This window comes from Mesorhizobium sp. M8A.F.Ca.ET.057.01.1.1, assembly GCF_003952565.1.
Taxonomy (GTDB): domain Bacteria; phylum Pseudomonadota; class Alphaproteobacteria; order Rhizobiales; family Rhizobiaceae; genus Mesorhizobium.
Map to the genome: position 1 here is coordinate 2,009,726 of NZ_CP034454.1, position 22,532 is coordinate 2,032,257.

Sequence of the window (22,532 nt, forward strand, 5' to 3'; positions counted from 1 at the left end):
CGCCTCATGCCGCCGCCGCAAGGCCGCTGCCGCTCACCGTGAAGGCGGTGCCCTGCATCTTGCCGGCAGCGAGCGCAACCACGGCGCGCCCGACATCGGCCGGCGTCTGCATATCGGTCATGCTGGCCAGGAAATCCGCCGGGCTGATGCCGAGATAGGCCGAAACGCCCGATATGCCGCGCTGGCCGACGCCGGTGCCGGCCATGATGCGCATCGGCGCCAGCGCCATGAAACGCAGGCCGAGGCCAAGCCGGTCGGCTTCCTTCTGGCTGTGGGCGGCGAGGAACAATTGCATGCGCTTGGCGCCGGAGTAGCCGCCGGAATTGGGCGGACCGCCGCTGAATGCAGCGCCGCTGGAGATCAGCACCACGCGGCTGCCGGGCTTCAGCCGGCCGCGCAGCGCCGCCTGGCAGAACAGGAAGGACGCCTTGACGTCCATTTCCCAATTGGCCGAGAACTCGTCCCATCTCTGGTCCTGAATCGATGCCGATGGGGCGAAGGCACCGGCGCAGATCACCAGCACGTCCGGTTCGAGAGCTGCGAAGACCGCATCGGGTGCCGCCTCCCGCGTGGCGTCCGCCACGAGCGTCTTTACGCCTGATGCCTCCCAGGAAAGTTCCTTCAGAGCGTCCGCGCCCCGGGCGACGGCGAGCACGGTTGCTCCCCCGCTCAGCGCGGCCTCCACGATGGAGCGGCCGACGCCCCGGCTGCCTCCGACGACGACGACATTTTGACCTTGCAACGATCCCATGGTTCACCTCGCTGTTCCGGCCCGGAGGATTCCGGCGCCTGATGATCAGGACAGCCGAGGCGGGTGGAATTCATCGGTCCGGCGGTAAAAATCTTTCGCGGGGCACGCCGGCAATGGCCGCTGGTGTTACTGACAAGCTTCGGGAAATCGGCGACATTGTCGCGCTGATCGAAGCCAACGAGGCAGAGAAGCCGATGGTTCGCGGTCCCTATAAAAAGCGGAGCGAGGAAATTTGAAGTACGAATGGGCGGACAATCCCCACCTGTTTATTCCGGTAACAGCCTGCGTCGTCGTATTGGCGCTGAGTTTCGCAGCTATGTTCATCTCGCTCGCAAGCATAATTCTGCGAACAGACTTCTATGGTTCGATTGATGAACAGAACCTTCCTTGGGGCGGGCGAATGGGAAACCGGGATTCCCGGCTTCATGCTCAATTTTGGTCACCCCGCTTCCAGATGGCGCGTCGTACAATAGCATATGGCGCTATCGTCTTTTTCGGCACCTTCGGTGTGATGGCGCTTATTTTGATTGTTTTCGGCCATCCATCCTGACCGGAATTTCAAACTGACCCACTACCCATTCGTTCGCCGGTTTGCCAAGGACATGATTGGGGCGATAAACTGGACGGCCCATCGCCGATCTCTTGGGCGCACCACAGCAGCCTGGGAGGAATGTACGATGACGACGCTGTTCGTGAGACATACCGTGTCCGACTACAAGGCCTGGCGCAAAGTCTATGACGGGTTCGCCCCGGTTCAAAAGGCCAACGGCGTGAAGGCGGAGGCCGTCTACCAGGCGGCGGACAACCCCAACGACGTCACCGTGACACATGATTTCGCCAGTGTCGCCGAAGCGCAGGCCTTCATAGCAAACCCAAAATTGAAAGAGGCGATGGCGAGCGCCGGCGTGGTGGGCGCGCCAACCATGTGGATCACCAACAAGGCCTGATTGGCCGCTCCATCCAGTCTGTTGAACCGCCAGTGCCGCAATGAATGGCCAGGCAGCTTCGGCGCTGGAAGCACTATGTTTGCTCAAGCGCGCAGCAACGCCGGAGCCGATCCATTGCCAGAGGCAAAACGCATCGGCCAAACTCTATTCTGATAACCAAGAATTGATTGGAAGTACTGCGCCCGTGATTGGCGATTGGCTCCAAAGCCATCCTAAAGTTGTCGGCGGGAAAATTAATTCAAAAGGCTGGGGGAGTTGATATGATCCGCCGCACAATGGGTGTCATGACGGTGCTTGCGCTTCTGGGGTTTTCGGTCTGTCCAGCCGCCGCCTATACCCACTCGTTCAGCTATGAAAAAACGGCACTCTCCGGACAGGAGATCTTTCTCTACGGAGGCTCGACCCTCAACCCCGACTGTTCGAAGGCCGGCAAGGATGATTTGAGGGCAATTTCCGGACCAAGTCATGGAAAGCTCATGATTGTGAACGGGAAGACCTATGCGCACTACGCCAAGAAAGATGCGCGTGCGAAATGCGATTCGCGCAAGGTCGACGGGATCAAGGTCATGTATCGGTCGGCCCCCGGTTTCAAAGGGCGAGACGAGGTGACTTTGTCCCTTCATACCTACTATGGATATGCGTCCAAGACGGTCATCAGGATCAACGTCGAATAGCAGACTCGTTTTGGGCTGGCGGCGCCGCGCCGCTTACTCAACCCAGCAACGCCAGTTCCTCCGCCGTCAAATGCCGCGCCGTGCCCTTGGCGAGGTTGCCGAGCGGCAGGCGGCCGATGGCGACGCGGATCAGGCGCTTGACCTCGATGCCGTGGGCGGCAAGCAAGCGACGGATGTGGCGGTTCTTGCCTTCGTCGAGCACGATCTCCAGCCAGGCGGTGCGGCCGCCGCTGCGCAAAAGCGTGATCGCGTTTGCCGCCAGGGTCTCGCCGTCGACGGTGACGCCGGCGCGCAATGTGTCCAGCGTCGTTTCATCCGGCACCGTGGCGACCTGCACGTGATAGCTCTTGGGCAAATGCGAGGCCGGATCCATCAGCCGGTTGGCAAACTGCGTGTCGTTGGTCATCAGCAACAGGCCTTCGCTGGCCTTGTCGAGACGGCCGACCGGCGAGACATAGGGCAGGTCGAGCCCTTCGAGACAGGCATAGACGGTGTCGCGCTGTTGCGGATCGTCACGGGTGGTGACCAGCCCGCGCGGCTTGTTCAGCATCAGATAGACCTTGCGCTCGGCAACGACCGCATCGCCATCGACGACGATGCGGTCGCGGTTCATGTCGACGCGCAGCGCCGCGTCACGCACCACCTTGCCGCCGACGCGCACCCGGCCCGCCGCGATCAGCACTTCGGCCTGCGTGCGCGAGCACAGGCCGAGTTTTGACAGCGCGCGGTTCAGGCTGACGCCGGGAGGTAGCCTGCCGGTGTCTTGTGTCCGCCGTGGGGTCATGGCCATGGTACCGGTGTCGGTTGGGCCGACTGATGGCATGGGCGGCGGCGGGTTCGCAAGCCGGGCGAGGTGGGTTTCAGCACCGCCGCGCTCCGGCGCGCCCCTCCTCACCCGTTGCGGAGGGTGGACCAGTCATCTCCCCCGCGAGGGACCCACGGGGGGAAGATCGGAAGCTCAGGCGTCGGCTCTCTTCGTCGATGCCGCGAACCGCGTTAGGCGGCTGCCTTTTCGGCCGCGATGCCGTTCAGGATCTGGATTGCATCCGCCGGCAGCCTAAGTTCGGCCGCTGCCAGGTTCTCCCTGAGGTGCCCGACCGACGAGGTGCCGGGGATGAGCAGGATGTTGGGCGCGCGCTGCAACAGCCAGGCGAGCGCCACCTGCATGGGTGTCGCGCCGAGCTTTTGCGCGACGTCGGCAAGCGTGCTCGACTGCAGCGGCGTGAAACCGCCGAGCGGGAAGAACGGCACATAGGCGATGCCGTCGGCGGCAAGCTCGTCGATCAGCCCGTCATCCTCGCGATGGGCGATGTTGTATTGGTTCTGCACGCAGACGATGTCGACCATGCCGCGTCCCTGCGCGATCTGTTTGCGGGTGACGTTGCTCAGGCCGATATGGCGCACAAGCCCCTGGCGCTGCAGTTCGGCGAGCGTGTCGAGCTGCGGCTCGAGCGACCCTTCGGCGGGTCCGTGGATGCCGTGCATGGAACGCAGGTTCACGACCTCGATCACGTCCAGTCCGAGATTGCGCAGATTGTCGTGCACGGCCTGCGTCAACTCCTGGGGCGACATTGCTGGGATCCACGATGCATCCGCGCCGCGCCGGGCACTGATCTTGGTGACGATGGTGAGGTTGGCGGGGTAGGGGTGCAACGCCTCGCGGATGATCTGGTTGGTGACGTGGGGACCGTAGAAATCCGATGTGTCGATGTGGTCGACGCCGCTGGCTATGGCCTCGCGCAACACGGCGAGTGCGGCGTCGCGGTCCTTTGGCGGCCCGAAGACCCCCGGTCCGGCCAGCTGCATGGCGCCGTAGCCGAGGCGCTTTACGGTGCGGCCGCCGAGCTTGAAGCTTCCGGCCTTGCTGATGTCGGTCATGGTGTCGTCTCCTTTGGATCAGCCAGATATAGACAAGGCGCGCCTGCGCGATAATATCGTGCAATCGGTACAGCCTGTGCGGAAAGGCGAACAATGGCGGCGGATCTCGGCGACCTCCAGGCATTCATGGCGGTGGCGCGCGCCGGCGGTTTTCGCGAGGCCGCCCGGGTGGGCGGTGTCAGCGCCTCCAGCCTCTCGGAGACGGTGCGGCGGCTGGAGAGCGAACTCGGCGTGCGGCTCCTCAACCGCACCACGCGCAGCGTGGCGCCGACCGAGGCCGGCGCGCGACTGCTCGAGCGGCTCGGTCCCGCGCTCGGCGAGGTCGAGGCGGCGCTCGACGTGGTCAACGGTTTTCGCGGCCGCGCGGCCGGCACGCTGCGGCTCAACGTGCCTGTCGTCGCGGCGAAACTGGTGCTGCCGCGCCTTTTGCCGCCCTTCCTCGCCGCCTATCCCGATATTCGCCTGGAAGTGACCGCCGAGGACAGTTTCGTCGACATACTGGCGAGCGGCTGCGATGCCGGCATCCGCTATGACGAGCGGCTGGAGCAGGACATGATCGCCGTGCCGATCGGCCCGCGCCGGCAGCGCTTCGCCACCGCCGCCGCGACGGCCTATCTCGACCGGCACGGCCGGCCCGAGCACCCGCGCGACCTGCTCGATCACGCCTGCCTGCGCGGCCGCTTTGCCAGCGGCTTCACGCCGCCCTGGGAGTTCGAACGCGACGGCGAGGTGGTGAGCGTCGAGCCGACCGGCCCGCTGCTGGTCAGCACCGGCACGGCAATGGCGCTCGCGCTGGAGGTGGCGGTTGCCGGCGGCGGCATCGTCTCGCTGTTCGAGGACTGGCTGCATCCCTATTTCGACGATGGCAGGCTGGAGCCGGTGCTGGAGCCGTGGTGGCAGGAATTTTCAGGCCCGTACCTCTACTATCCCGGCCGCCGCCTGACGCCGGCGCCGCTGCGCGCGTTCATCGACTTCGTCGCTGGGATGCGGTGGGACTGATCCCGCACCGAAATCGCTGCACGGTCGCGCCGGCCTTTTCGCCTGTCGCCGCGGTTGCTTCGGCCAAAGGGCGAATCCCCGATGTAACACTTTGTTGTCATTGAGGGCCTATCGAGGAGGCGATACGGCGAAAGCCCGGTAAAGGGAAAGGCGCGCAATGGGTTCGCCCTGGTCCGAATTGCTGGCCAATCTCGCGGTCGTCGCGATGTTCGTTTCGGTCTGGATTCACACCCATGTGTGGCTGGATCGCTGGCCGGCCGCGGCGAAGGCAGCGGCCTTCGGCCTGCTGATGGGCGCCGGCGCCATCGTCCTGATGCTGACGCCCATGCAGTTGCAGCCGGGCGTGCTCGCCGATCTCAGGGCGACGATGATAGCCGTTGCGGGCTTCTTCGGCGGTCCTGTCGCCGGCATCGTCGCCGGGGTCATGGCCGGTGCCTTCCGGACTTTCGAGGGCGGCATCGGCGCCTTCGCCGGCGCGGTGGGCATCGCGGCCGCCATGCTGGTCGGCGTTGCCGGCAACCTTGCCCTGAAGGGCCGCCGCGCCACCATGATCGACATCATGATCCTTGGCGCGGCCGCCGCGGCGGCGTCACTGCTTGGCCTCAGCGTGCTGCCGCGGGATGTCCTGCAGATGGTGCTGCCGAAAGTGGCGCTGCCGTCCTCCCTGCTCATCTTCGTCTCGGTGGTGCTGTCGGGACTGACGCTCTACCAGGAGCGGCGGCGCCTCGAAGCGCTGCAGTCCCGGCGCATCTACAAGGCCGTCGTGGAGACGCTGCCCGATTGCCTCAACGTCAAGGATCTCGACGGGCGGTTCATCGCGGCCAATCCGGCAACGGCGGAACTGATGCATGCGGCCGATGCCAAGGCATTGATCGGCAAGACGGATTTCGACTTCTTTCCGCGTGAAACGGCGCAAGGCTTCCGCGAGGACGAGCTTGCCGTGCTGGCCTCGGGCGCCTCGTCCACCATCGAACAGCGCCTTCACCACGAGGATGGCACCGATGGCTGGCTGGCGACCTTGAAGGCGCCCTTTCGGGATCGGAGCGGAGCCATCATCGGCCTGATCACGCACAATCGCGACATCACCGTTCGCAAGCAGCTTGAGAACGAACTGGCGGAAAGCCAGGCAAGGCTGGGAGACGCCCTCACGCACATGGCCGACGGCTTGGTGATGTTCGATCCGGACGGCAGGCTGGTGCTGTGCAACGCCCGGTATCGCGCCATGTTTCCGAAGACGGCGGACATGAGGGTGCCGGGTGCCGATTACCGCGACATCCTGCGCGCCTCGGCGGCGCGCGGCGAAGGGATAACACCGCCGGACGCCGTCGAAGACTGGATTGCCGGCATCATGGCCGCGCAGAAGCTGGTCAGTCACCGCCAAGTCCGGCTTGCCGACGGGCGCTGGCTCGATGTGCGCACCCGGCCGACCGGCGATGGCGGCAGCCTCAGCGTTTTTTCCGACATCACCGAGGCCAAGCAGGTCGAGGCCGAACTGATGGCCGCCAATGAGAAGCTGAACCTTCTGGCGCACCGCGACGGCCTGACCGAACTGTTGACGCGGCGCGCCTTCGACGAAGCGCTGGCGCGCGAATTCGCCCGCGCCAGCCGCAACGCAATGCCGCTCAGCCTGCTCATCATCGACGTCGATTGGTTCAAGCGCTTCAACGACTATTACGGCCATCCGGCGGGCGATGAATGCCTGCGCGTCGTCAGCCGCTGCATCGAGGCGGCAGCCCGCCGGCCGGCGGACGCCGCCGCCCGCTATGGCGGCGAGGAGTTCGCGCTCATCCTGCCGGAGACCGATGCGCGGGGCGCCTTCGTCATCGCTGAAAACCTCAGGAGCAAGGTGCGCGACCTCGCTCTTGGGCATGCCGGCAGCGAAAAAGGCATCGTCACCGTCAGCATCGGTGTCGGCACATTCGATGCCGGCGGAGCCGCCATGGAGATCGCCGATCTTTTGAAACGTGCGGACGAGGCGCTCTACGGCGCCAAGGCCGCGGGGCGGGACCGGGTCCATGGCTGGCGTCCTCACCTCAGCGACCAACGCGCGACCGGTTCACGGCGCAAGACTTGAGTCTTCCCAGGGCCCAAGGGGCGAGCGTGCCTCTCTCAGGGTGCCTCAACCGTGGTAGCCTGGATCCATGCTTGCGGGATCGAGCTTCACAAGGCGAGCTTTTGCCTCGCCGACGCGTTGTTGTGCGGATCGTATCCTGTCACAAAGCCTCAGATTGATACCAACGCCACAGTCCTCGTCCAGCATCGCGTTTGCACGTTCCAAGGCGAGTTCCGCTCGGTTGAGTCGCTGTCTCGCCCGGGCCAGTTCCAAGGTCAGAAGTTCCATTACTCCGCTTCCGTGGTTACGGTCCCTTCGATTGGGAAACCGTTGCCGGTCGTTTTGGTTCCGGCTGTTTGGGCGCGGCTGCATTCGCTGGCGCATGTGCCCCAATGATGCCCGTCAGGACGGCCTTGGACGGGCAATGCTGGCGTCGAAAGTGGCGGGGAGGACAGGCGTGCCATTGCGGCCAGTGGAGGCTGTCGTGCTCATGTCGACCGGCACAATGATGACCATGCGGGCGTGCTGCTCCGGCCACAATGGCTTTCCGAAAAGGAAGAACGTGCTGGCGAGAAAACAGACCAGCAAGAAGATGGCCAAGGTGTTGGCGATGATCTCACCAAGTTGCATTTTCCTCTCCTCCAAATTGTGCGCCTACAATCGGCAAACGAGCACCGGCGGACTATGTTCAACGTCTGGGACCAATGCGCTGGCACTTGCGACTTCAGTCCGAGTTTCGGGCCGAACGACAAGGCGCAACCTGCCTGCGCACCGAGCCTCCGCCAAGGGCGGCAGCCTGTGCTGAGCCCTCCGCCAAAGGCAGGCGGAGCTGTCCCTCTCGAAGCGGGCTGCTACCAGCTCATCGTGAAGGTGACGAGCAATGCGGGGATCAACGCCGATAACGGGACCGCCATCAGCAACACTATCTCGATAAGGCGGGTTTCCTTGTCGCCGAACATCATAACCTCCTCCCGTCTCGGCCCGAATGCCGGGGAATTCAGGGTTCGCTCGCCACCCGGAAGCAGTGAGCGAACCCTATTGGCGCAGGAAGGGACGTAGCTGCGCCAATTCGCTAAAAAAGACCGAGGCAGCTATTGGTCAGTTGCCTGCCATTGCAGCGACAACGAGCGCGAAAGGCGAGCGTTCCCGGCGGGAGCGGCGGCAGGACCATTGCGTTCTTGAATGGGACTTAAGTCCGAGGTGGGCCCGACCGAAGCCCGACCGGGGAACGTTCATCCGTGCCTGAAGTTCGATCCTCAGCGCGGCGACAATCCTGTGCTGTGCCGATTTAAAAATGGAGGAATTCATGAAGAAGACTCTTGCCGCCGTAGCCACGGTCCTTTTGCTCGCGGGTGTCGGCGCAGCCGCTGCCGAAGACGTCATCATCCAGCCCGAGCAGGAAACGGTGATCAAGGAATACGTGAAGAAGCAGCCGCTGGCTTCGGTGAAGGTTCCCGGCGTGGAACTCAACATCGGCACGGCTCTGCCCGATACGGTCGAGCTCCACGAAGTCCCCAATGTCAAATATCGCTACACAGTGATCGACAACCGGACGGTGATCGTGGATCCGGGCACCCACAAGATCGTCAAGATCATCCAGTAACAACGCTCATGATCCAGTAACAACGCTCGGCCCGCCACCAGAGCGGTGGCGGGCCGGCTGCAAAATGCGTGCCCGGGCAATCAGAACTTGCGCGGGTCGATACCTTTGGTGCCCGGCCCGTAAGGGCTTGGATAAATCTCGCCGATGGTCATCAGTTCGATCTCGCCGTCGAGCGTCGAGCCGATGATCCTGACCTTGGGCAGCAGAACTCTGAGATCACCTGCCGGCATTCGGCGCATGGCACGCCGCAATAGGGGCCGCGGCAGACGACACCCCTCTAACGGCTTGCCACCTTGTGGCGCAGAACGAGGCGGTATTCGTGCCAGATCAGCCAGATGACGATCAGGTCGAATATGGTGAGCACGATCAGCCCCGCGGAGTGAGTATAGCTGAAGCGGTAGAGCTGGTAGACGATGAACAGCAGCAAGGCGACCAGCGAGGCCGGATAGGCCCACAGCTTCCCCCTCAGCAGCCCCGCCACCAGGGCAATCTTGATGAGGCCATGGCTGAGAAGGTAAAATGCGTAGAAATGCTGCGTGCCGACGGAGAAATGGTTCGCCGCGTTCATCAGATGGCCGGCGATGAAATCATGCGGGTCCTCGACCAGCTCTTCCTGCGTCAGCCTGTTCACCAGCGACACGATGGTGCTGTGCTGACAAGGGCGAGCAGCAGGCCGCCGACGCATTCGATGAGCGCATGTGCGCCCTTTAGCAGCAGGCTGACTTCGAAAATCTGGTGGACACGCTGCTCGTTCATGGCTCTCCTGCCATTTGGTGTGGCGGCTCGACGGTAAGGTGAATTGATGGACGTGACGACTACACATTGGATCAATTCGGCGGCGGGAATAAGCCCGGCGCTGGATCTGATCATGATCTCGGTGACGAAATTCGGTGTCCCGCTCCTAATCGCCTGCGTGGTGCTGCAATGGTGGAGCAGGACGGACCGGACCCACGTCCGCCATGCCGCGATCGCGGCCGGATTGTCTTTCCTGATCGGACTTGGCGCCAACCAGATCATCCTGCTTTTCGTGCATCGCGTGCGTCCCTACGACGCCGGTGTGACCCATCTCATCATTCCCGCCAGCGCCGACTGGTCGTTCCCCTCGGACCACGCGACGGCGGCTTTCGCCATCGTTGCCGCGTTCGCCCTGCAGGCGCTTCCTGGACGCGCGCTGATTTTCGGAGCCATGGCGGTGCTGATCTGCTGGTCGAGGCTGTTTGTGGGCACCCATTACGTCACGGATGTGCTTGGCGGTGCCTTGACCGGCATTGCCGCTGCGGTGCTCGTCCGCGCCCTTTACCGTGAGGATTCGCGGCTAGACCGGCTGGCGACAAGTATCCTGTGATGGAAATCGGTCGTCGAACAGACCCGGCGTACAATCCTGCCGGGGCAAGTTCGGAAAGACCGGTTCATAATGTTGCCCGGCGTGGTGCCGGTCGCGTCGCTGCCGCAATGTCGCTGCGTTCGTGACCGGTTCCCTCGACGCCGCGCCGATCGTCAAAGCCATCGCCATCGATGCCGAACCGGCCAAGGTCTGGCGGGTGCTGACGACGCCGGCACTGATCGCGCAATGGATGTCCGACGAAGAGCTTGATGTCAGCCTCGATGCGCATGCCGGCGGCGCGATCGTGATCCGCGGCGTGCTGCATGGCATGCCGTTCGAGAACCACGGCACGGTCCGGGCCTTCGAGCCGGACAAGAGCTTCGCCTACAGCTATTGGAGCACGCTGTCCGCCTCGCGCCTGGCTGACGTACCCGAGAACCACACGGTGGTCGGCTTCGCGCTCGAGCCGGCGGATCAGGGAACGCTGCTGACCTTGACGCTGAGCAGCTTCGCCGAACCGTCGATCCGTCCGCATGCCAATCTTTACTGGGGGCCGACCTTGCGGATCCTGAAGGCGATGTGCGAACGCCCCTAGGGGCGGCGGGCTTCATTGACGGGTCCGTCGCGTCTCGCTCCTTGCGGCGCCGGGCGAGGTCGCGGATCAGGTCGGCAACCCTGCTGTCCACCGGGTTGTAGACGGTCAGGCTGAGGTCCGGCCGGCCATCGACCGCGAAGGCCGAATATTCGAGCTCGATGTCGCCGAGCTCGGGGTGCTTCAGGCGCTTGGTCCCGTCACCATGGGCGAGCACGTCGTTCTCCCGCCACAGGGTGGCGAATTCGGGGCTGGCGCCGCACAGTTCGTCCACCAACTGGGCGACCTCCGACGCCGCGCCGGCGCGTGCCGCGTCGGCCCGGAACGCGCCGACCACGAAACGGGCAAGGTTCTCCCAATCGTGCTGCTTGGCGCGGATGGTCGGGCTCAGGAACATGAAGCGCAGTATGTTGCGCTGGCCGTGGGCAAGGTGCTGTAGTCGGTCATTACGACTTGCGCGGCGCTGTTCCAGGCGACGACATCCCAGGTCGCCGTCTTGATCAGGGCAGGGCTTGCCTCGAGCGTGTCGATCAGGCGCTGCAGCCTGGGGCTGACGCCGTCGGCGCCGATATAGCGGACCTCGGGCGGGCGCCCCAGCCCCAGCATGAAAAGATGTTCGCGCTCGGCCTCGGTCAGCAGCAGGCCCTTGGCGATGCGGTTCAGCACGTCGGCCGAGGGCGCGCCGCCGCGGCCCTGTTCCAGCCATGTGTACCAGGTCGGGCTGATGTTGGCGCGCTGGGCGACCTCTTCGCGGCGCAGCCCCGGCGTACGCCTGCGCCCGGAGAAGCCGAACGACGAGGGGTCGAGCCGGGTGCGCCGGTCTTTCAGGAACGCAGCGAGCGAGCCGTCGGACGTGTTGGGCATCCTGTTAGCCATTATACCATGATAAGATCACTACTTTAATGGAATAATAGAGCAGCGATATTACGCAGGCAACCCAGGAGATTTTGCATGCGTATCTTTCTCACCGGAGCCACCGGCTTCATCGGTTCGGCGCTCGTAACCGAACTTCTTCGGGCCGGCCATCAGGTGGTCGGCGTCACTCGCTCCGATGCGGGCGCGCAGGCGTTGGCCGCCGCGGGCGCCGAGGTGTACCGGGGAACCCTCGAGGATCCGAAAGGCCTGCGCGACGGCGCGGCCAAGGCGGAGGCCGTGATCCACACCGCCTTCGACCATGATTTCTCGCGGTTCGCCGAGAACTGCGCAAAGGACAGCCATGTCATCGCAGCGCTTGGCGAGGCGCTCGCCGGCTCCGACCGGCCGCTGGTGATCACGTCGGGCGTCGGCATGGGCAGCCCCGGCCATGGTCAACTGGCGGTCGAGGACGTCTTCAATCCCAGCCACCCCAATCCGCGCATCGCCTCGGAGCTCGCCGGCAACGCCTTGCTGGAGGCCGGCATCAACCTGTCGGTGGTGCGCCTGCCGCAGGTGCATGACACGGTGAAGCAAGGGCTGATCTCGCCGCTCATCGAGATCGCGCGGCAGAAGGGCGTTTCGGCGTATGTCGGCGAAGGCCGCAATCGCTTTTCGGCGGGCCATGTGCTCGACGCGGCGCGCCTCTACCGGCTGGCGGTGGAAAAGCGCCAGCCGGGCGCACGCTATCACGCCGTCGGCGAGGAAGGCGTCGAGGTGCGCGCCATCGCCGAGGCGCTCGGCCGGGGCCTGAACCTGCCGGTCGTTTCGATCGCGCCGGAAAAGGCGGCGGAGCATTTCGGCTGGATGGCGATGTTCGCCCCCATGGACCTGCCTGCCTCCAGCGCGCTGACCCAGGCACGGCTCGGCTGGCATCCGACCGGCCCGACGCTGATCGCCGATCTGGACGCGATGCGGTATTGAGGCGCTGGCAGCGCGGCTTCGGCTGGCTTGTCAGCGCTCAGGATTTCGTCGTCTCGGGGGCAACATTCGGAATTGGCCGAAGCCTCTAACCACTTCGTCATCCTAGGGCGAAGCAGGAGCGCAGCTCCGTCGCGGAGACCCTGGGATCCATGCCGGGACCTTTGCCGCGGAGTGCATCGGAGCAGATTCTGCACCGTGGCAGCGCTCAGGAGTCCCTGGCATGGATCCTATGGTCTGCGCTGCGTCGCTACGCTCCTTGCTCCGCCATAGGATGACGAAGTGATGAAGGCATGCCATCCGTCAATGCAAGCGCATCCGGCTCGTCAGACTTCTGATCATGGAGGGCTGACGGCGTAGCGCAGATGGATGACCCCATGCGCCAGCGTTTCGCAAGATGTCAGCGACAGTTGCATCTTGCCGGCGAGGCCGCTTTCGCCGAACTCGACAAAGCCCTGGTTCGCCGCCCGCGCATCGAGCGCGGGGGCAACGAGAAGGCTGAGTTCATCGACCAGCCCCGCCGCCAGGAAGGTGCCGTTGATGCCGGCGCCGCCCTCGAGCAGAAGCCGGCGGATGCCGAGTTCGCGCCCTAGCACGTCGAGCGTTGCGGCGAGATCGATGTCGGCCGTTTCCGAAACGATATAGGACACGCCGTCGGCGGCGAGTTCGGCCAGATGGCTGTCCTCGACATCACGTCCGAGCAGTACCACGACATGATCGCCGCCGATGTCGGGCTTGGCAAAGTGCAGCTTGCCGGAGGCATCGAGCGCCACGGCATAGCTGCCCGCGTCGCGCCGGGCGAAATGATGCGGCCGCTCGACCTTGCCGGCATTCGCCGGCGGGTGCGCACCGGCCTTGCTCATCTCGGCCATGGTGACGCGGCCGACGATCCAGGCGTCGCCTTCGAGGTCGTCGTGGATCTTTTCATAAAGGCCCGACCACGCCGGCACGGCGCCATCGGGGCTTTCGGTATAGCGGCTCGGATGAAGGCTGCCGTCGAGCGAGGCAAGCATATGGCAGATGATGTGCGGCTTCATGGGACTTCTCCGGGATGGGATTCTATAATTCACGTTGTCGTCTTGCGTGGTCGCTACGCACCACGAAAGGGCTGGGCCAAAGGACGAGCGAAACCCTCGCGGGCGGTGGCGAGGCCGGCTATGTCAATTGCCGTGTCTGGGGTGTCACGGGGCTAGGCCGTTTCAAGCGCCATCACCTTCTCCGCCGCCTTCGCCAGAAACCCGGATCGCGTATAGCCATGGGCCTCGGCGAAGGCATCGATCCGCTGGAGAACGTCGTCCGGCAGCGTCACGTTGATACGCACCGCCTTCCTGGCCCCGGTCCTTGCCGCGACCAGGATTGCCACGCCGTCACGATTGTCGGCGTCTGTCATCACGGCCTCCAGACTGGAAGGTTCCGGAATGGCATCGCCATCCTCGACCAGCCCTTCGATATGGAGGGCAAGGGCCTCTTCAGCCATGGACCGGGCGTCATCCAGATCCTTGCCGGCGGTAATCACGCCTGGGAAATCAGGGAAAGACACGCCGAAGTCGCTGTCGGCATCTTTGTGGATAAGTCCGATATACTGCTTCATGCCCGTCACCTCAGTTTCAGTCCAGATTGCTTTTCGATGCTGCGCAGGGTGCCTATCGGGATATTAAGCTTGGGATGGGGAACGGTGACACGCCCTGGCTTGCCGCGATGCTTGAATTGCGCATGGCTACCCTTTCGGGCTACCTCGAACCAACCGTCGGCTTCCAACAGGCGGATGATTTCGGCACTAGTCATGTGTATTTATACACATCGAACGGCGGCCTTTCAATAAGAATGTGGAAGGGAACCCATGCCTCTCGAGGGAGCGGCACGCCCGGAATCCAAAAAATCCGACAATTCCGACAAGTCGCTGTCCAGCTCTGTTATATCGATGTTGCACAAATGGTTGACCCTGGGTTAGCATCTTCTTGTTGACGCCGATCGGAGGAATTTAGGCGGCGATCAGCTGGAGCTGCATGCGTTCTTTGCGCAAGGAGGATGCTCCAACACTTTAACCGGCGCATGATCCTTCCTGAAACCGGTCCCGGTTTTTAGGGACCGTGCGCTTCTGTGGAGGAGGAACCCCATGAACAGACGCGAATTCCTGATGACGTCCGTGGCCGCGGGCGCCATGATGCTGGCGGCACGCTCGGCTTTCGCCGAGGACAAACTCACCATCCTCGGCTCGGTGCCCAGTCTCGGCTTTCCGTTCTTCGTGCACATGCTGAACGAGATCAAGGCCGAAGCGCAGGCGCAAGGCGTCAACCTGACCGAGAGCGACGGCCAGAACTCGGCCACCAAGCAGACCGCCGACATCGAGGCGGCGCTGGTGCAGAAGGTCAACGCCATCGTCATCTCGCCGCTCGACGTCAACGCGCTGGCGCCAGCCATCGAGGAAGCGGTCAAGGCCGGCGTTCCCGTGGTGACGATCGACCGCCGCGTCGACGGTGTCCAGGGCATCCTTGCCCATGTCGGCGCCGACAACGTCAAGGGCGGCGAGGCGGAAGCGAGCGCCGTGGTGGCTGCATTCCCCAATGGCGCCAAGCTGTTCCACCTGCAGGGCCAGCCGGGCGCGGGTCCCGCGATCGACCGCAACAAGGGCGTGCACAATGTGCTCGATCCGCTGAAGGACAAGTACCAGATCATCTATGAGCAGACCGCCAACTTCGCCCGTGCCGAGGCGCTGACGGTGACGGAAGCCGGCCTTGCCGCCAACGGCAAGCCGGACGCCATCATCTGCGCCAATGACGACATGGCGCTGGGCGCGCTCGAAGCGTGCGCCGCGCGCAACTTCAGCGACGTCAAGATCTACGGCTTCGACGCGCTGCCGGAAGCGCTGGTCGCCGTGCGCGACGGCAAGCTCGCCGGCACGGTCGAACAGTTCCCCGGCAAGCAGTCGCGCACCGCCGTGCAGATCGCGGTCGCCTACGCCAAGGACAAGACCGAGCCGAAGGAAAAGCTGGTGCTTTTGACGCCCATCGTCATCGGCAAAGACAATTTGGATAAGGCGGAGCGGCTGAACGAGACGAAGTAGGCCGGATTGGTCAGGTCGGTGGGGCACGCCCCCCTCTGGCCTGCCGCCATCTCCCCCACGAGGGGGAGATCAGCAGCTTCTTCGATCGCGCCTCTCTTGCAACGTTTGAGATTGGCGAAAGCCTTCACGACATCCAATCTCCCCCCTCGTGGGGGAGATGGCCGGCAGGCCAGAGGGGGGCGTGCCCCGCTGCCTGCCGCAATCCGGGAGCCATCCTTGCCAGCTGAACCTTCATCCCCCGTCCTGCTTGCCGTCGAAGGCGTCACCAAGCATTTCGCCGGCGTCACGGCATTGAACGATGTCTCGCTCGATATCCGCCCCGGCGAAATCCTGGGCTTGCTTGGCGAAAACGGCGCCGGAAAATCGACGCTCTTGAAAATCCTGTCCGGTGTCATGCCACCGTCCAGCGGGCGCATTACCTTCGACGGGGCCGACTACCAGCCATCCAGCCCGCAGGACGCCAAGCGGCTGGGCATCGTCACCATTTACCAGGAGCTCAGCCTAATCCCGACGCTGACCGTGGCGGAGAACATCTTCATCGGCCGCGCACCCATCGGCCCGCTCGGGCTGGTGAGCTGGCGCAGGATGGAGCAGGATTCCCGCGCCATCATTGCCCGCGTCGGTCTCTCCATCGACCCGATGACGCCGGTGTCGGCGCTGTCGGTGGCCGAACAGCAACTGGTCGAGATCGCCCGCGCACTGTCGCTGAAGAGCCGGCTGATCATCATGGACGAACCGACCTCGGCGCTGACCGAGACCGAGGTGCAGCGGCTGCTGTCGATCATGGACCGGCTGCGCAAGGACAAGGTCGCGATCATGTTCGTCACCCACCGGCTGGAGGAGGCATCCGCCATCTGCGACCGCATGACGGTGCTGCGCGACGGCAGGCTGGCGGGGCATCTCGAGCGTCAGGGCGGGCCGATCAAGCTGCCCGCCATCATCGAGAAGATGGTCGGCCGCGCCGCTTCCGAACTTTACGCGCGGCCGGCGCAGCGCGCGGTGGCCGGCGATGTGGTGCTGTCCGTGCGGGGCTTGCGCACCGTGCGCGACCCCGAGGCGCCGCATGCCATCGTGCTCGACGGCGTCGACATCGACCTCAAGGCAGGCGAGATCCTCGGCGTTGCCGGCCTCGTCGGCTCGGGCCGCACGGAACTCGCCCGCGCCATTTTCGGCGCCGACCGCATCGCGGCGGGCACGATCACGCTCGACGGCAAGGAAATAGCACCCGCATCGCCGGCCGACGCCATCAAGCTCGGCATCGGCCTGGTGCCGGAGGACCGCAAGCACCAGGCCATCTTCGCCGCGCTCGGGATCCTGCCGAATTTCTCCGTCGCCTCGCTTGGGCGCTTCAGCAATGGCTTCGGCTTCATGGCCGAGCGGCGCGAGCGCGACGCGCTGTCGGGTTTCCGCAAAATGCTGTCGATCCGCATGGCCTCGGCCGAGCAGGCGATCGAGGGCCTGTCGGGCGGCAACCAGCAGAAGGTGATCCTGGCGCGCTGGCTGGCGCGCGACCCAAAAGTGCTGATCGTCGACGAGCCGACGCGCGGCGTCGATGTCGGCGCCAAGGCGGAAGTGCACCAGATCCTGGTGCAGCTGGCGGCGCGCGGCATCGCGGTGATGATGATCTCGTCCGAACTGCCCGAGGTGCTGGCGGTGTCGGACCGCATCGTCACCATGCGCAAGGGCCGCATCACCGGGCAGATGCCGGGCGTCGAGGCAAACGAGGAAAGACTGATGGAATTGATGGCGCTCGACAGGCAGGATACGCCGGCACAGGACGCGGGGGGACAGGCACGATGAGCATCGCCGAGGAACAGAACCAGCGCGGCGGCGTGACGATCGCGCGGCTTTTGATGAGCTTCGGGCCGCTCCTGTTCCTGGCCGCCCTCGTCGTCGTCTTCACCGTGCTGAAGCCGAGCTTCATCGACCCTATCAACCTGTTCAACATCACGCGGCAGATCTCGATCACCGGGCTGATCGCGCTCGGCATGACCTTCGTCATCCTCACCGCCGGCATCGATCTTTCGGTCGGCTCGCTGCTCGCCTTCTGCGGCATGGTGGCGGCCGTGGTCGCCAAGGGCGGCACCGCCAACACGCTGTCGCTGTCGACGTCAGGCACGCAGGGCTATGGCTGGTTCGCGGCGCTGCTGGCCGCCGTCGTGGTCGGCGCTCTCGCCGGCGGCGTGCAGGGGTTCGCCATCACGAGGCTGAAAGTGCCGCCCTTCGTCGTCACGCTCGGTGGGCTGACGGTGTTTCGAGGGCTGACGCTGACCATCTCCAATGGCGGCCCGATCTCCGGCTTCGATGCCTCCATGCGCTGGTTCGGCACAGGGCTGATCGGGCCGGTGCCGGTGCCGGCGCTGATCTTCGCCATCGCCGCCATATTGTGCCACATCGTGCTGCGCTACACCCGCTATGGCCGCGCCGTCTATGCCGTCGGCGGCAATGCGGAAGCGGCACGGCTGTCGGGCCTGCGCGTCGACCGCATCCTGGTCTCGGTCTATGTCATTGTCGGCTTCTTCGCCGGGCTCGCCGCCTTCGTGCTGTCGGCGAGGCTGAATTCTTCCGAAGCTGTCGCTGGCATCGGCTACGAGCTGACGGTGATCTCGGCCGTCGTCATCGGCGGCACCTCGCTATTCGGCGGCATCGGCTCGGTCGGCGGCACGGTGGTGGGGGCGGCGCTGATCGGCGTGCTCCAGAACGGCCTGCAGTTCAACAACGTCTCGTCCTACACGCAGAGCATCGTCATCGGCCTGATCCTGATCCTGGCGGTGGCGTTCGACCGCTGGCTGAAGTCGCGGGTGAGGCGGTGAGCGTCTCTTCCTTCTCCCGCAAGGGGAGAAGGGATCACCGGCTGCCAGTTGCTTGAAAACGTCCTCGCCTGAACCCGTAAACGGCGCTTTCGAGCCCGCTGCGCTTCAAGCCGCTTGCCTTGCCCACAAACCATGGCCGTAGCGGCGGAAGAAACGGGCCAGCAGAAGCTGCTGCCTGGCCCTGGCGAGATCGGGCCGCCGCCGTTCCTGGCGCCAGCGCGGCATGTTGCGCCAGCCGGCGATGAAGCGGATCGCATCCTCGATGGCTTCATGCGCCGACAGCGCCGGGCCGATCGTGGCCAGGAACAGAGGCTCCGACTGTTTCAATTCGTCGATGACGGCCTTGCGCCTGAAATGGTCGAGACGGGCCTGCGCGATGCCGTTGCGGCGGATCGCCTCGAAGGCTTCGAGCAAGGCGGGACTGTCGCCGGTGTAACCGCAGGCGCGGGCGAAATCGGCGGCATCCATTCTTGCTCCCGCATCCAGGCGCGGGTCATTCCCACGCCGACTCATATATGCAAATGATATATAAGCATAACTCAAATAGAGATAAAAGAGAGACTTTTGGAGGAGTTTGAAAACTGCGACTCGACTCCCGCTTCAAAACACGGGAAGATAGGAACAAATCAGAAACAAAAGGACAGGGGATGATGGCGTTGCCGGGCAGGGAAGCAGTGATCGCGCAGGTCGCCTCGCTGTCGGTCGAGTGCGCCGATTGCGGCCGCAACAGGTGGTGGCGGCCCGATCAGTTGAAGCGCTTCGGGGTCAACGGGAACACGCCGCTGGCCGCGTTGTCGGGGCGTATCGTCTGCTCGGCCTGCCGTGCCGACGGGCTGCCGGGCACCGCGATTTCGATCCAGGCCGCGTTCATCGACGAGCGTCAGCGCGTGCGCTCGGAAGCGCGGATGCTGAGCGACCGCGACGTGCCGCTGGACGGGGCGAGGCGGGCTTGAGGGACTCTTCCTTCTCCCCCTGTGGGAGAAGGTGGCCTCGCGAAGCGAGGTCGGATGAGGGGTGCTCCAGGGAACACCAACGCCTCACTCCGCTGGAACACCCCTCATGCGTCTCGGCGCTGCGCGCCGATCCACCTTCTCCCACAAGGGAGGAAGGAAAGTGCGCCCCTAATACCCCAGCAGTTCCTTCAGCGGGATGACACGCCAGACCTGCTTGATGGCGTAGCGGTTGAAGGTCAGCGTCTTGGGCGGGTTGTACTGCTCGACCACCAGCTCGCCCGCCGTGCGCCGGACCAGTTTCTTGATGAAGGCCTTGCCGTTCTTCTCGTTCTCCTCGGGAAAGGTCTCGATCACGACATGGTCGCCCGGCACCGCGTCGCGGCCGCCGCAATAGATCATGTCGCCGGGTTCATAGCGCGGCACCATGGAATCCGAGAGCACGTGCAGCGCGAACACTTTCGGCAGGTTGCGGACTCCCGGCGGACGCTGGACGTATCCTGCCGGCTCGCCGTTGAAGGTGAAGTCGCCGTCATCACCGCCGACGGCGGCGCCCAGCACCGGAATATCCATCGCTCCGGCCGGCAGGGGGCCGGCATCGGTGACGATCTCGGCGTCCGCCACCGGACCGGCATCGTCGAGGAAGACGACCTGCCCTTGGCCCAGCGCCACAGGGTCGACATGAAGGAAGGCGGCGGTCTTCAACAGGTTCTCGGTCTTGGGCAGGTTGCGCCCGGTTTCCCAGTTGCCGACGGCGGCGACATCGGTGTCGTTGTGCTCGGCAATGTGGCGCATGACCAGGCCGCGCTGCTTGCGTGCCTGGCGGATCGCGGCTCCGACCTTGATCGACAGTTGCGTTTTCACCATGGCCTCATGTGACCGACAAGTCCTGCTTTCGTCCATGAAAGAATGGCTTGCATCAATTTTTGAGTTATGCTTATATCATCTCATGCAAAAGCTCAACCCCCTCAGAGTCGACAGCGCCTCCAGCCCGGCCTTGCCGGGCTGCCCTTTCCCTTCCGACCCGGCCGCCTCCTCCCCGGCCGGGGCGAAGCGCGAAGCCGATTGCCTTGACGCATCGGCCTCGCGTCCGGTCCGCCCGTCGGCGGCGGCCGGAACGGCCGGAGCCGCCGCTCCCCGCGGCTCCGGCCCCCTATTCGACGCGTCCGAGGCTTGTTCCCTGATCCCCACGCAGGACGGCACCGGCATCCCTGACGAGCCGGTGTCGGGCAGGGCGGTTTCCGCTCCCGACAGGGACACTGCGCGGGCGCGCCTTGCCGCGCCCGTCGACCGGCCGGGCTGAAAGCAGCCCCGCCCACAAGCAATCCCAGCGGCCGACAGGCCGGACCACGGCGGCAGCCCCATCCCGGCTGTGGGCAAACCCCGACGCTTTGCCTGACGGCGCCGTGCGCGGCGGCCGCTGGCCGCGCAATGGAGACGGACATGGCAAGCTATAGCGACAGCGAATTGCAGGCGATCGCCGCCTGGCTGAGGGACGGGCTTTCGGCCTCGAAGATCGCGGCGGCGTTCAGCGCACAGCGCGGGGCGCGCGTATCGCGCAACGCCATTATCGGCATCGTCCACCGCAACGCCATGCTCTGCGCGATCGGCTTTGCCAATCGCAAGGGCCTGGCGGCGCGCACGGCGATGGCCAAGGCGGCGAGCCGCGCCGCCAAGGCGGAAACCGGCCGTGCCGGCGCCACCCCGCAGCCGGCCAAGCCCACGATGCGGCCGAAGCGGGCTCCTTCGCCCGTCCGGCCACGGCTTTTCCAGCGCGAGGCGGGCGTGCTGATCGCCGATGGGCAAACCTACCGTTTCAAGGTACCCGCGCCGCCACGCGGTCCCATCGGGCGGCAGCCGCATGGCGTGGCCATGCGCTTCATCGACTGCCTGTTCAACCGCTGCCGCGCGCCGCTCGACCTGACGCTGGAGGACGATCCTCGAAATGATGCGCCCGGCGGGCGGCCTGGCCAGGACATGCTGTGCTGCGGCATGCGCACCAGGCCGATGAAAAGCTACTGCACCTACCATCAGGCGCGCTTCCAGCGCCGTGTTTGCGAGGCCGGCTGAAGGCTTGATCCCTTCTCCGCGTTCACGGAGAGAGGGTGCCGGCAGGCGGATGAGGGGCGGCGCCGACATAACGCAATTGGAGCTTCAGCGGACGCCAACCTTGGAAACGCTTGCTCTGCCCGTCATTGCCCTACCGGGAATGCTCCTCGTTGATGGGGAGAAGGACGCTCCGCGAAATATTGGGAGAATTGCTTTGAACAGTTGTCGCGCGGCACGGCTATTTCGGCACCTGGCGGCCCTGTTTGGGCTGGCGGCTTTGCACGGTGCGCGGCTCCAGCACCACCCCCGGGCCGCCTCCGGCAACCAGTATGCCGGTAACGCGGGCAAAGCCGATGAACACTTTTATCGCGTCGGATTGCGAGATCTGCGCCGCGATGGCCGCGCTGCAGGCGTTGAGCGCGCTGCGATAGACATGGCCCCGCCGCTCGATCGGCCAGCGCTGCAGGAAATCGGCGGCGTCGCTGACGGTCTCGATCTCCTCGACATGTCCGTCCAGGGACACTTTGAGCGGCACTCCGGTTTTCATCGTACCCACGGCGTTCACCTTCGGTCCAGGCGCGGCTTTAAAGCCAACGCTCATAAACGCACAAGGCCGGCAGGCGGTTGCATCGCCGTCTCAGGGGCTCGCAGCGGCGTCCAGCCACTCATGCGCGCGGCTCCTTGGCTTGGCCACCAATATGCCCTGTTGCCTGGCCGCCTCGAGGAAGGCTTCGAAGGCGGGGCGCGGACAGCAAGTGCCCTCGACCGCAAGCCTGACGAGCCGTGCCGCCTCAAGATAGGCCGGCGCGGTCTTGTCGGGCCATTGGTGACGAAGCGCCATCGCCGCGTCGGCCACCGAACCGACCAGCATGGTCTTGTTGTCGCAGAAACGCAGGGTCACCGGCATGAAGGCCGTCATCGGCGGTCCTCTCCTTGGTTTGGACGCGTCACAACGTCTGGACCGGGGGCTGGTTCCATTAGCGCGGTTGGAAAAACGGCGTG

Annotated in this window: 30 protein-coding genes and 2 pseudogenes; 16 read left to right on the forward strand and 16 right to left on the reverse strand. The window is 64.7% G+C overall.

Annotated features, from left to right (window positions below; genetic code table 11):
* Window positions 1-4: 4 nt before the first annotated feature.
* Window positions 5-751, reverse strand: a complete 747-nt coding sequence (locus EJ077_RS09150; RefSeq protein ID WP_208701346.1) for an SDR family oxidoreductase — start codon at window positions 749-751, stop codon at window positions 5-7.
* Window positions 752-855: 104 nt separating this feature from the next.
* Between EJ077_RS09150 and EJ077_RS09155 the strand changes: the two are divergent.
* The 5 genes and pseudogenes from EJ077_RS09155 to EJ077_RS09170 all read left to right on the forward strand — a co-directional run.
* Window positions 856-987: pseudogene (locus tag EJ077_RS09155) on the forward strand (IS1 family transposase); the annotation flags it as partial.
* The gene (locus EJ077_RS09160; RefSeq protein WP_208701350.1) at window positions 984-1,301 is read left to right on the forward strand and encodes a hypothetical protein; all 318 of its coding nucleotides are present in this window, start codon (window positions 984-986) and stop codon (window positions 1,299-1,301) included. The pseudogene EJ077_RS09155 and the gene EJ077_RS09160, both read left to right, overlap by 4 nt.
* A gap of 127 nt (window positions 1,302-1,428) precedes the next feature.
* A complete protein-coding gene (locus EJ077_RS09165; protein WP_208701352.1) occupies window positions 1,429-1,698 on the forward strand; it encodes a cyclase in 270 nt (89 codons plus the stop codon).
* Window positions 1,699-1,738: 40 nt separating this feature from the next.
* Window positions 1,739-1,957, forward strand: coding sequence for a hypothetical protein (locus EJ077_RS31580; RefSeq protein WP_210212160.1), 219 nt, complete (start codon window positions 1,739-1,741; stop codon window positions 1,955-1,957).
* 1 nt (window position 1,958) lies between these two features.
* Window positions 1,959-2,372: a hypothetical protein gene (locus tag EJ077_RS09170; RefSeq protein WP_208701354.1), complete on the forward strand. Its 414-nt coding sequence runs from the start codon at window positions 1,959-1,961 to the stop codon at window positions 2,370-2,372.
* A 37-nt stretch (window positions 2,373-2,409) separates the two neighbouring features.
* Here the strand turns inward: EJ077_RS09170 and EJ077_RS09175 are convergent, their stop codons facing one another.
* Both EJ077_RS09175 and EJ077_RS09180 read right to left on the reverse strand, forming a co-directional pair.
* Complete coding sequence (locus EJ077_RS09175) at window positions 2,410-3,156, reverse strand: pseudouridine synthase (protein WP_208702952.1); 747 nt, start codon at window positions 3,154-3,156, stop codon at window positions 2,410-2,412.
* A 212-nt stretch (window positions 3,157-3,368) separates the two neighbouring features.
* Window positions 3,369-4,250, reverse strand: a complete 882-nt coding sequence (locus EJ077_RS09180) for an aldo/keto reductase family oxidoreductase (RefSeq protein ID WP_208701356.1) — start codon at window positions 4,248-4,250, stop codon at window positions 3,369-3,371.
* A gap of 93 nt (window positions 4,251-4,343) precedes the next feature.
* Between EJ077_RS09180 and EJ077_RS09185 the strand changes: the two genes are divergently transcribed.
* Together EJ077_RS09185 and EJ077_RS09190 are read left to right on the forward strand one after the other, a co-directional pair.
* Window positions 4,344-5,249 (forward strand): LysR family transcriptional regulator, encoded by a 906-nt coding sequence (locus EJ077_RS09185; protein WP_208701358.1) that lies wholly within the window; start codon window positions 4,344-4,346, stop codon window positions 5,247-5,249.
* A gap of 157 nt (window positions 5,250-5,406) precedes the next feature.
* Entirely contained in the window at window positions 5,407-7,323 is a 1,917-nt protein-coding gene (locus EJ077_RS09190) for a diguanylate cyclase (protein WP_208701360.1), read from the forward strand.
* Between the two features lie 45 nt (window positions 7,324-7,368).
* On the opposite strand, the gene EJ077_RS09195 is transcribed toward EJ077_RS09190, so the two are convergent.
* Complete coding sequence (locus EJ077_RS09195) at window positions 7,369-7,590, reverse strand: hypothetical protein (RefSeq protein ID WP_208701362.1); 222 nt, start codon at window positions 7,588-7,590, stop codon at window positions 7,369-7,371.
* Window positions 7,591-7,704: 114 nt separating this feature from the next.
* A complete protein-coding gene (locus EJ077_RS09200) occupies window positions 7,705-7,932 on the reverse strand; it encodes a polymerase (RefSeq protein ID WP_208701364.1) in 228 nt (75 codons plus the stop codon).
* Between the two features lie 676 nt (window positions 7,933-8,608).
* On the opposite strand from EJ077_RS09200, the gene EJ077_RS09205 reads away from it, so the two are divergent.
* Window positions 8,609-8,905, forward strand: a complete 297-nt coding sequence (locus tag EJ077_RS09205) for a DUF1236 domain-containing protein (RefSeq protein WP_208701366.1) — start codon at window positions 8,609-8,611, stop codon at window positions 8,903-8,905.
* A gap of 80 nt (window positions 8,906-8,985) precedes the next feature.
* Here EJ077_RS09205 and EJ077_RS09210 read toward each other — a convergent pair whose 3' ends face one another.
* From EJ077_RS09210 to EJ077_RS32755, 3 genes are read right to left on the reverse strand one after another with little or no spacing between them, the layout of a single operon-like run.
* Entirely contained in the window at window positions 8,986-9,135 is a 150-nt protein-coding gene (locus EJ077_RS09210) for a hypothetical protein (protein ID WP_208701368.1), read from the reverse strand.
* A gap of 47 nt (window positions 9,136-9,182) precedes the next feature.
* A complete protein-coding gene (locus EJ077_RS09215) occupies window positions 9,183-9,545 on the reverse strand; it encodes a DUF2127 domain-containing protein (RefSeq protein ID WP_416859544.1) in 363 nt (120 codons plus the stop codon).
* Window positions 9,533-9,661 (reverse strand): hypothetical protein, encoded by a 129-nt coding sequence (locus tag EJ077_RS32755; RefSeq protein ID WP_367142383.1) that lies wholly within the window; start codon window positions 9,659-9,661, stop codon window positions 9,533-9,535. Before EJ077_RS32755 ends, EJ077_RS09215 begins: the two co-directional genes overlap by 13 nt.
* A gap of 46 nt (window positions 9,662-9,707) precedes the next feature.
* Here EJ077_RS32755 and EJ077_RS09220 point away from each other — a divergent pair, with 46 nt between their 5' ends.
* The gene (locus tag EJ077_RS09220; protein ID WP_136091506.1) at window positions 9,708-10,250 is read left to right on the forward strand and encodes a phosphatase PAP2 family protein; all 543 of its coding nucleotides are present in this window, start codon (window positions 9,708-9,710) and stop codon (window positions 10,248-10,250) included.
* A gap of 121 nt (window positions 10,251-10,371) precedes the next feature.
* The gene (locus EJ077_RS09225) at window positions 10,372-10,824 is read left to right on the forward strand and encodes an SRPBCC family protein (RefSeq protein WP_208701370.1); all 453 of its coding nucleotides are present in this window, start codon (window positions 10,372-10,374) and stop codon (window positions 10,822-10,824) included.
* A 46-nt stretch (window positions 10,825-10,870) separates the two neighbouring features.
* Here EJ077_RS09225 and EJ077_RS09230 read toward each other — a convergent pair.
* Window positions 10,871-11,697, reverse strand: a pseudogene (locus EJ077_RS09230) (helix-turn-helix transcriptional regulator); the annotation flags it as partial.
* A 75-nt stretch (window positions 11,698-11,772) separates the two neighbouring features.
* On the opposite strand from EJ077_RS09230, the gene EJ077_RS09235 reads away from it, so the two are divergent.
* Window positions 11,773-12,657, forward strand: coding sequence for an SDR family oxidoreductase (locus EJ077_RS09235; protein ID WP_208701372.1), 885 nt, complete (start codon window positions 11,773-11,775; stop codon window positions 12,655-12,657).
* A gap of 335 nt (window positions 12,658-12,992) precedes the next feature.
* On the opposite strand, the gene EJ077_RS09240 is transcribed toward EJ077_RS09235, so the two are convergent.
* The 3 genes from EJ077_RS09240 to EJ077_RS09250 form a co-directional block, all read right to left on the reverse strand.
* A complete protein-coding gene (locus EJ077_RS09240) occupies window positions 12,993-13,691 on the reverse strand; it encodes a RibD family protein (protein WP_208701374.1) in 699 nt (232 codons plus the stop codon).
* A 152-nt stretch (window positions 13,692-13,843) separates the two neighbouring features.
* Window positions 13,844-14,245: a type II toxin-antitoxin system HicB family antitoxin gene (locus EJ077_RS09245; RefSeq protein WP_140708920.1), complete on the reverse strand. Its 402-nt coding sequence runs from the start codon at window positions 14,243-14,245 to the stop codon at window positions 13,844-13,846.
* A gap of 5 nt (window positions 14,246-14,250) precedes the next feature.
* A complete protein-coding gene (locus tag EJ077_RS09250; protein ID WP_208701376.1) occupies window positions 14,251-14,439 on the reverse strand; it encodes a type II toxin-antitoxin system HicA family toxin in 189 nt (62 codons plus the stop codon).
* 331 nt (window positions 14,440-14,770) lie between these two features.
* Between EJ077_RS09250 and EJ077_RS09255 the strand changes: the two genes are divergently transcribed.
* The 3 genes from EJ077_RS09255 to EJ077_RS09265 all read left to right on the forward strand — a co-directional run bounded on the left by EJ077_RS09255 (window position 14,771) and on the right by EJ077_RS09265 (window position 18,531).
* Complete coding sequence (locus EJ077_RS09255) at window positions 14,771-15,718, forward strand: substrate-binding domain-containing protein (protein ID WP_127870206.1); 948 nt, start codon at window positions 14,771-14,773, stop codon at window positions 15,716-15,718.
* 216 nt (window positions 15,719-15,934) lie between these two features.
* Window positions 15,935-17,518, forward strand: coding sequence for a sugar ABC transporter ATP-binding protein (locus EJ077_RS09260; protein WP_208701377.1), 1,584 nt, complete (start codon window positions 15,935-15,937; stop codon window positions 17,516-17,518).
* Entirely contained in the window at window positions 17,515-18,531 is a 1,017-nt protein-coding gene (locus EJ077_RS09265; RefSeq protein WP_127278997.1) for an ABC transporter permease, read from the forward strand. The genes EJ077_RS09260 and EJ077_RS09265 overlap by 4 nt, the downstream gene beginning before the upstream one ends.
* Window positions 18,532-18,636: 105 nt before the next feature.
* Here the strand turns inward: EJ077_RS09265 and EJ077_RS09270 are convergent, their stop codons facing one another.
* A complete protein-coding gene (locus tag EJ077_RS09270) occupies window positions 18,637-18,999 on the reverse strand; it encodes a hypothetical protein (protein ID WP_208701379.1) in 363 nt (120 codons plus the stop codon).
* 182 nt (window positions 19,000-19,181) lie between these two features.
* Between EJ077_RS09270 and EJ077_RS09275 the strand changes: the two genes are divergently transcribed.
* Window positions 19,182-19,484 carry a hypothetical protein gene (locus EJ077_RS09275; RefSeq protein WP_208702953.1) on the forward strand — a complete coding sequence of 101 codons (303 nt, stop codon included), beginning with the start codon at window positions 19,182-19,184 and terminating at the stop codon, window positions 19,482-19,484.
* A gap of 168 nt (window positions 19,485-19,652) precedes the next feature.
* On the opposite strand, the gene EJ077_RS09280 is transcribed toward EJ077_RS09275, so the two are convergent.
* Window positions 19,653-20,348 carry an XRE family transcriptional regulator gene (locus EJ077_RS09280; protein ID WP_208701381.1) on the reverse strand — a complete coding sequence of 232 codons (696 nt, stop codon included), beginning with the start codon at window positions 20,346-20,348 and terminating at the stop codon, window positions 19,653-19,655.
* A gap of 576 nt (window positions 20,349-20,924) precedes the next feature.
* Here EJ077_RS09280 and EJ077_RS09285 point away from each other — a divergent pair.
* On the forward strand, window positions 20,925-21,551 hold the full coding sequence (locus tag EJ077_RS09285) for a GcrA cell cycle regulator (protein ID WP_208701383.1): 627 nt from the start codon (window positions 20,925-20,927) through the stop codon (window positions 21,549-21,551).
* Between the two features lie 217 nt (window positions 21,552-21,768).
* On the opposite strand, the gene EJ077_RS09290 is transcribed toward EJ077_RS09285, so the two are convergent.
* Entirely contained in the window at window positions 21,769-22,131 is a 363-nt protein-coding gene (locus EJ077_RS09290; protein ID WP_208701385.1) for a DUF982 domain-containing protein, read from the reverse strand.
* Window positions 22,132-22,167: 36 nt separating this feature from the next.
* A complete protein-coding gene (locus tag EJ077_RS09295) occupies window positions 22,168-22,449 on the reverse strand; it encodes a DUF982 domain-containing protein (RefSeq protein ID WP_208701387.1) in 282 nt (93 codons plus the stop codon).
* Window positions 22,450-22,532 lie beyond the last annotated feature (83 nt).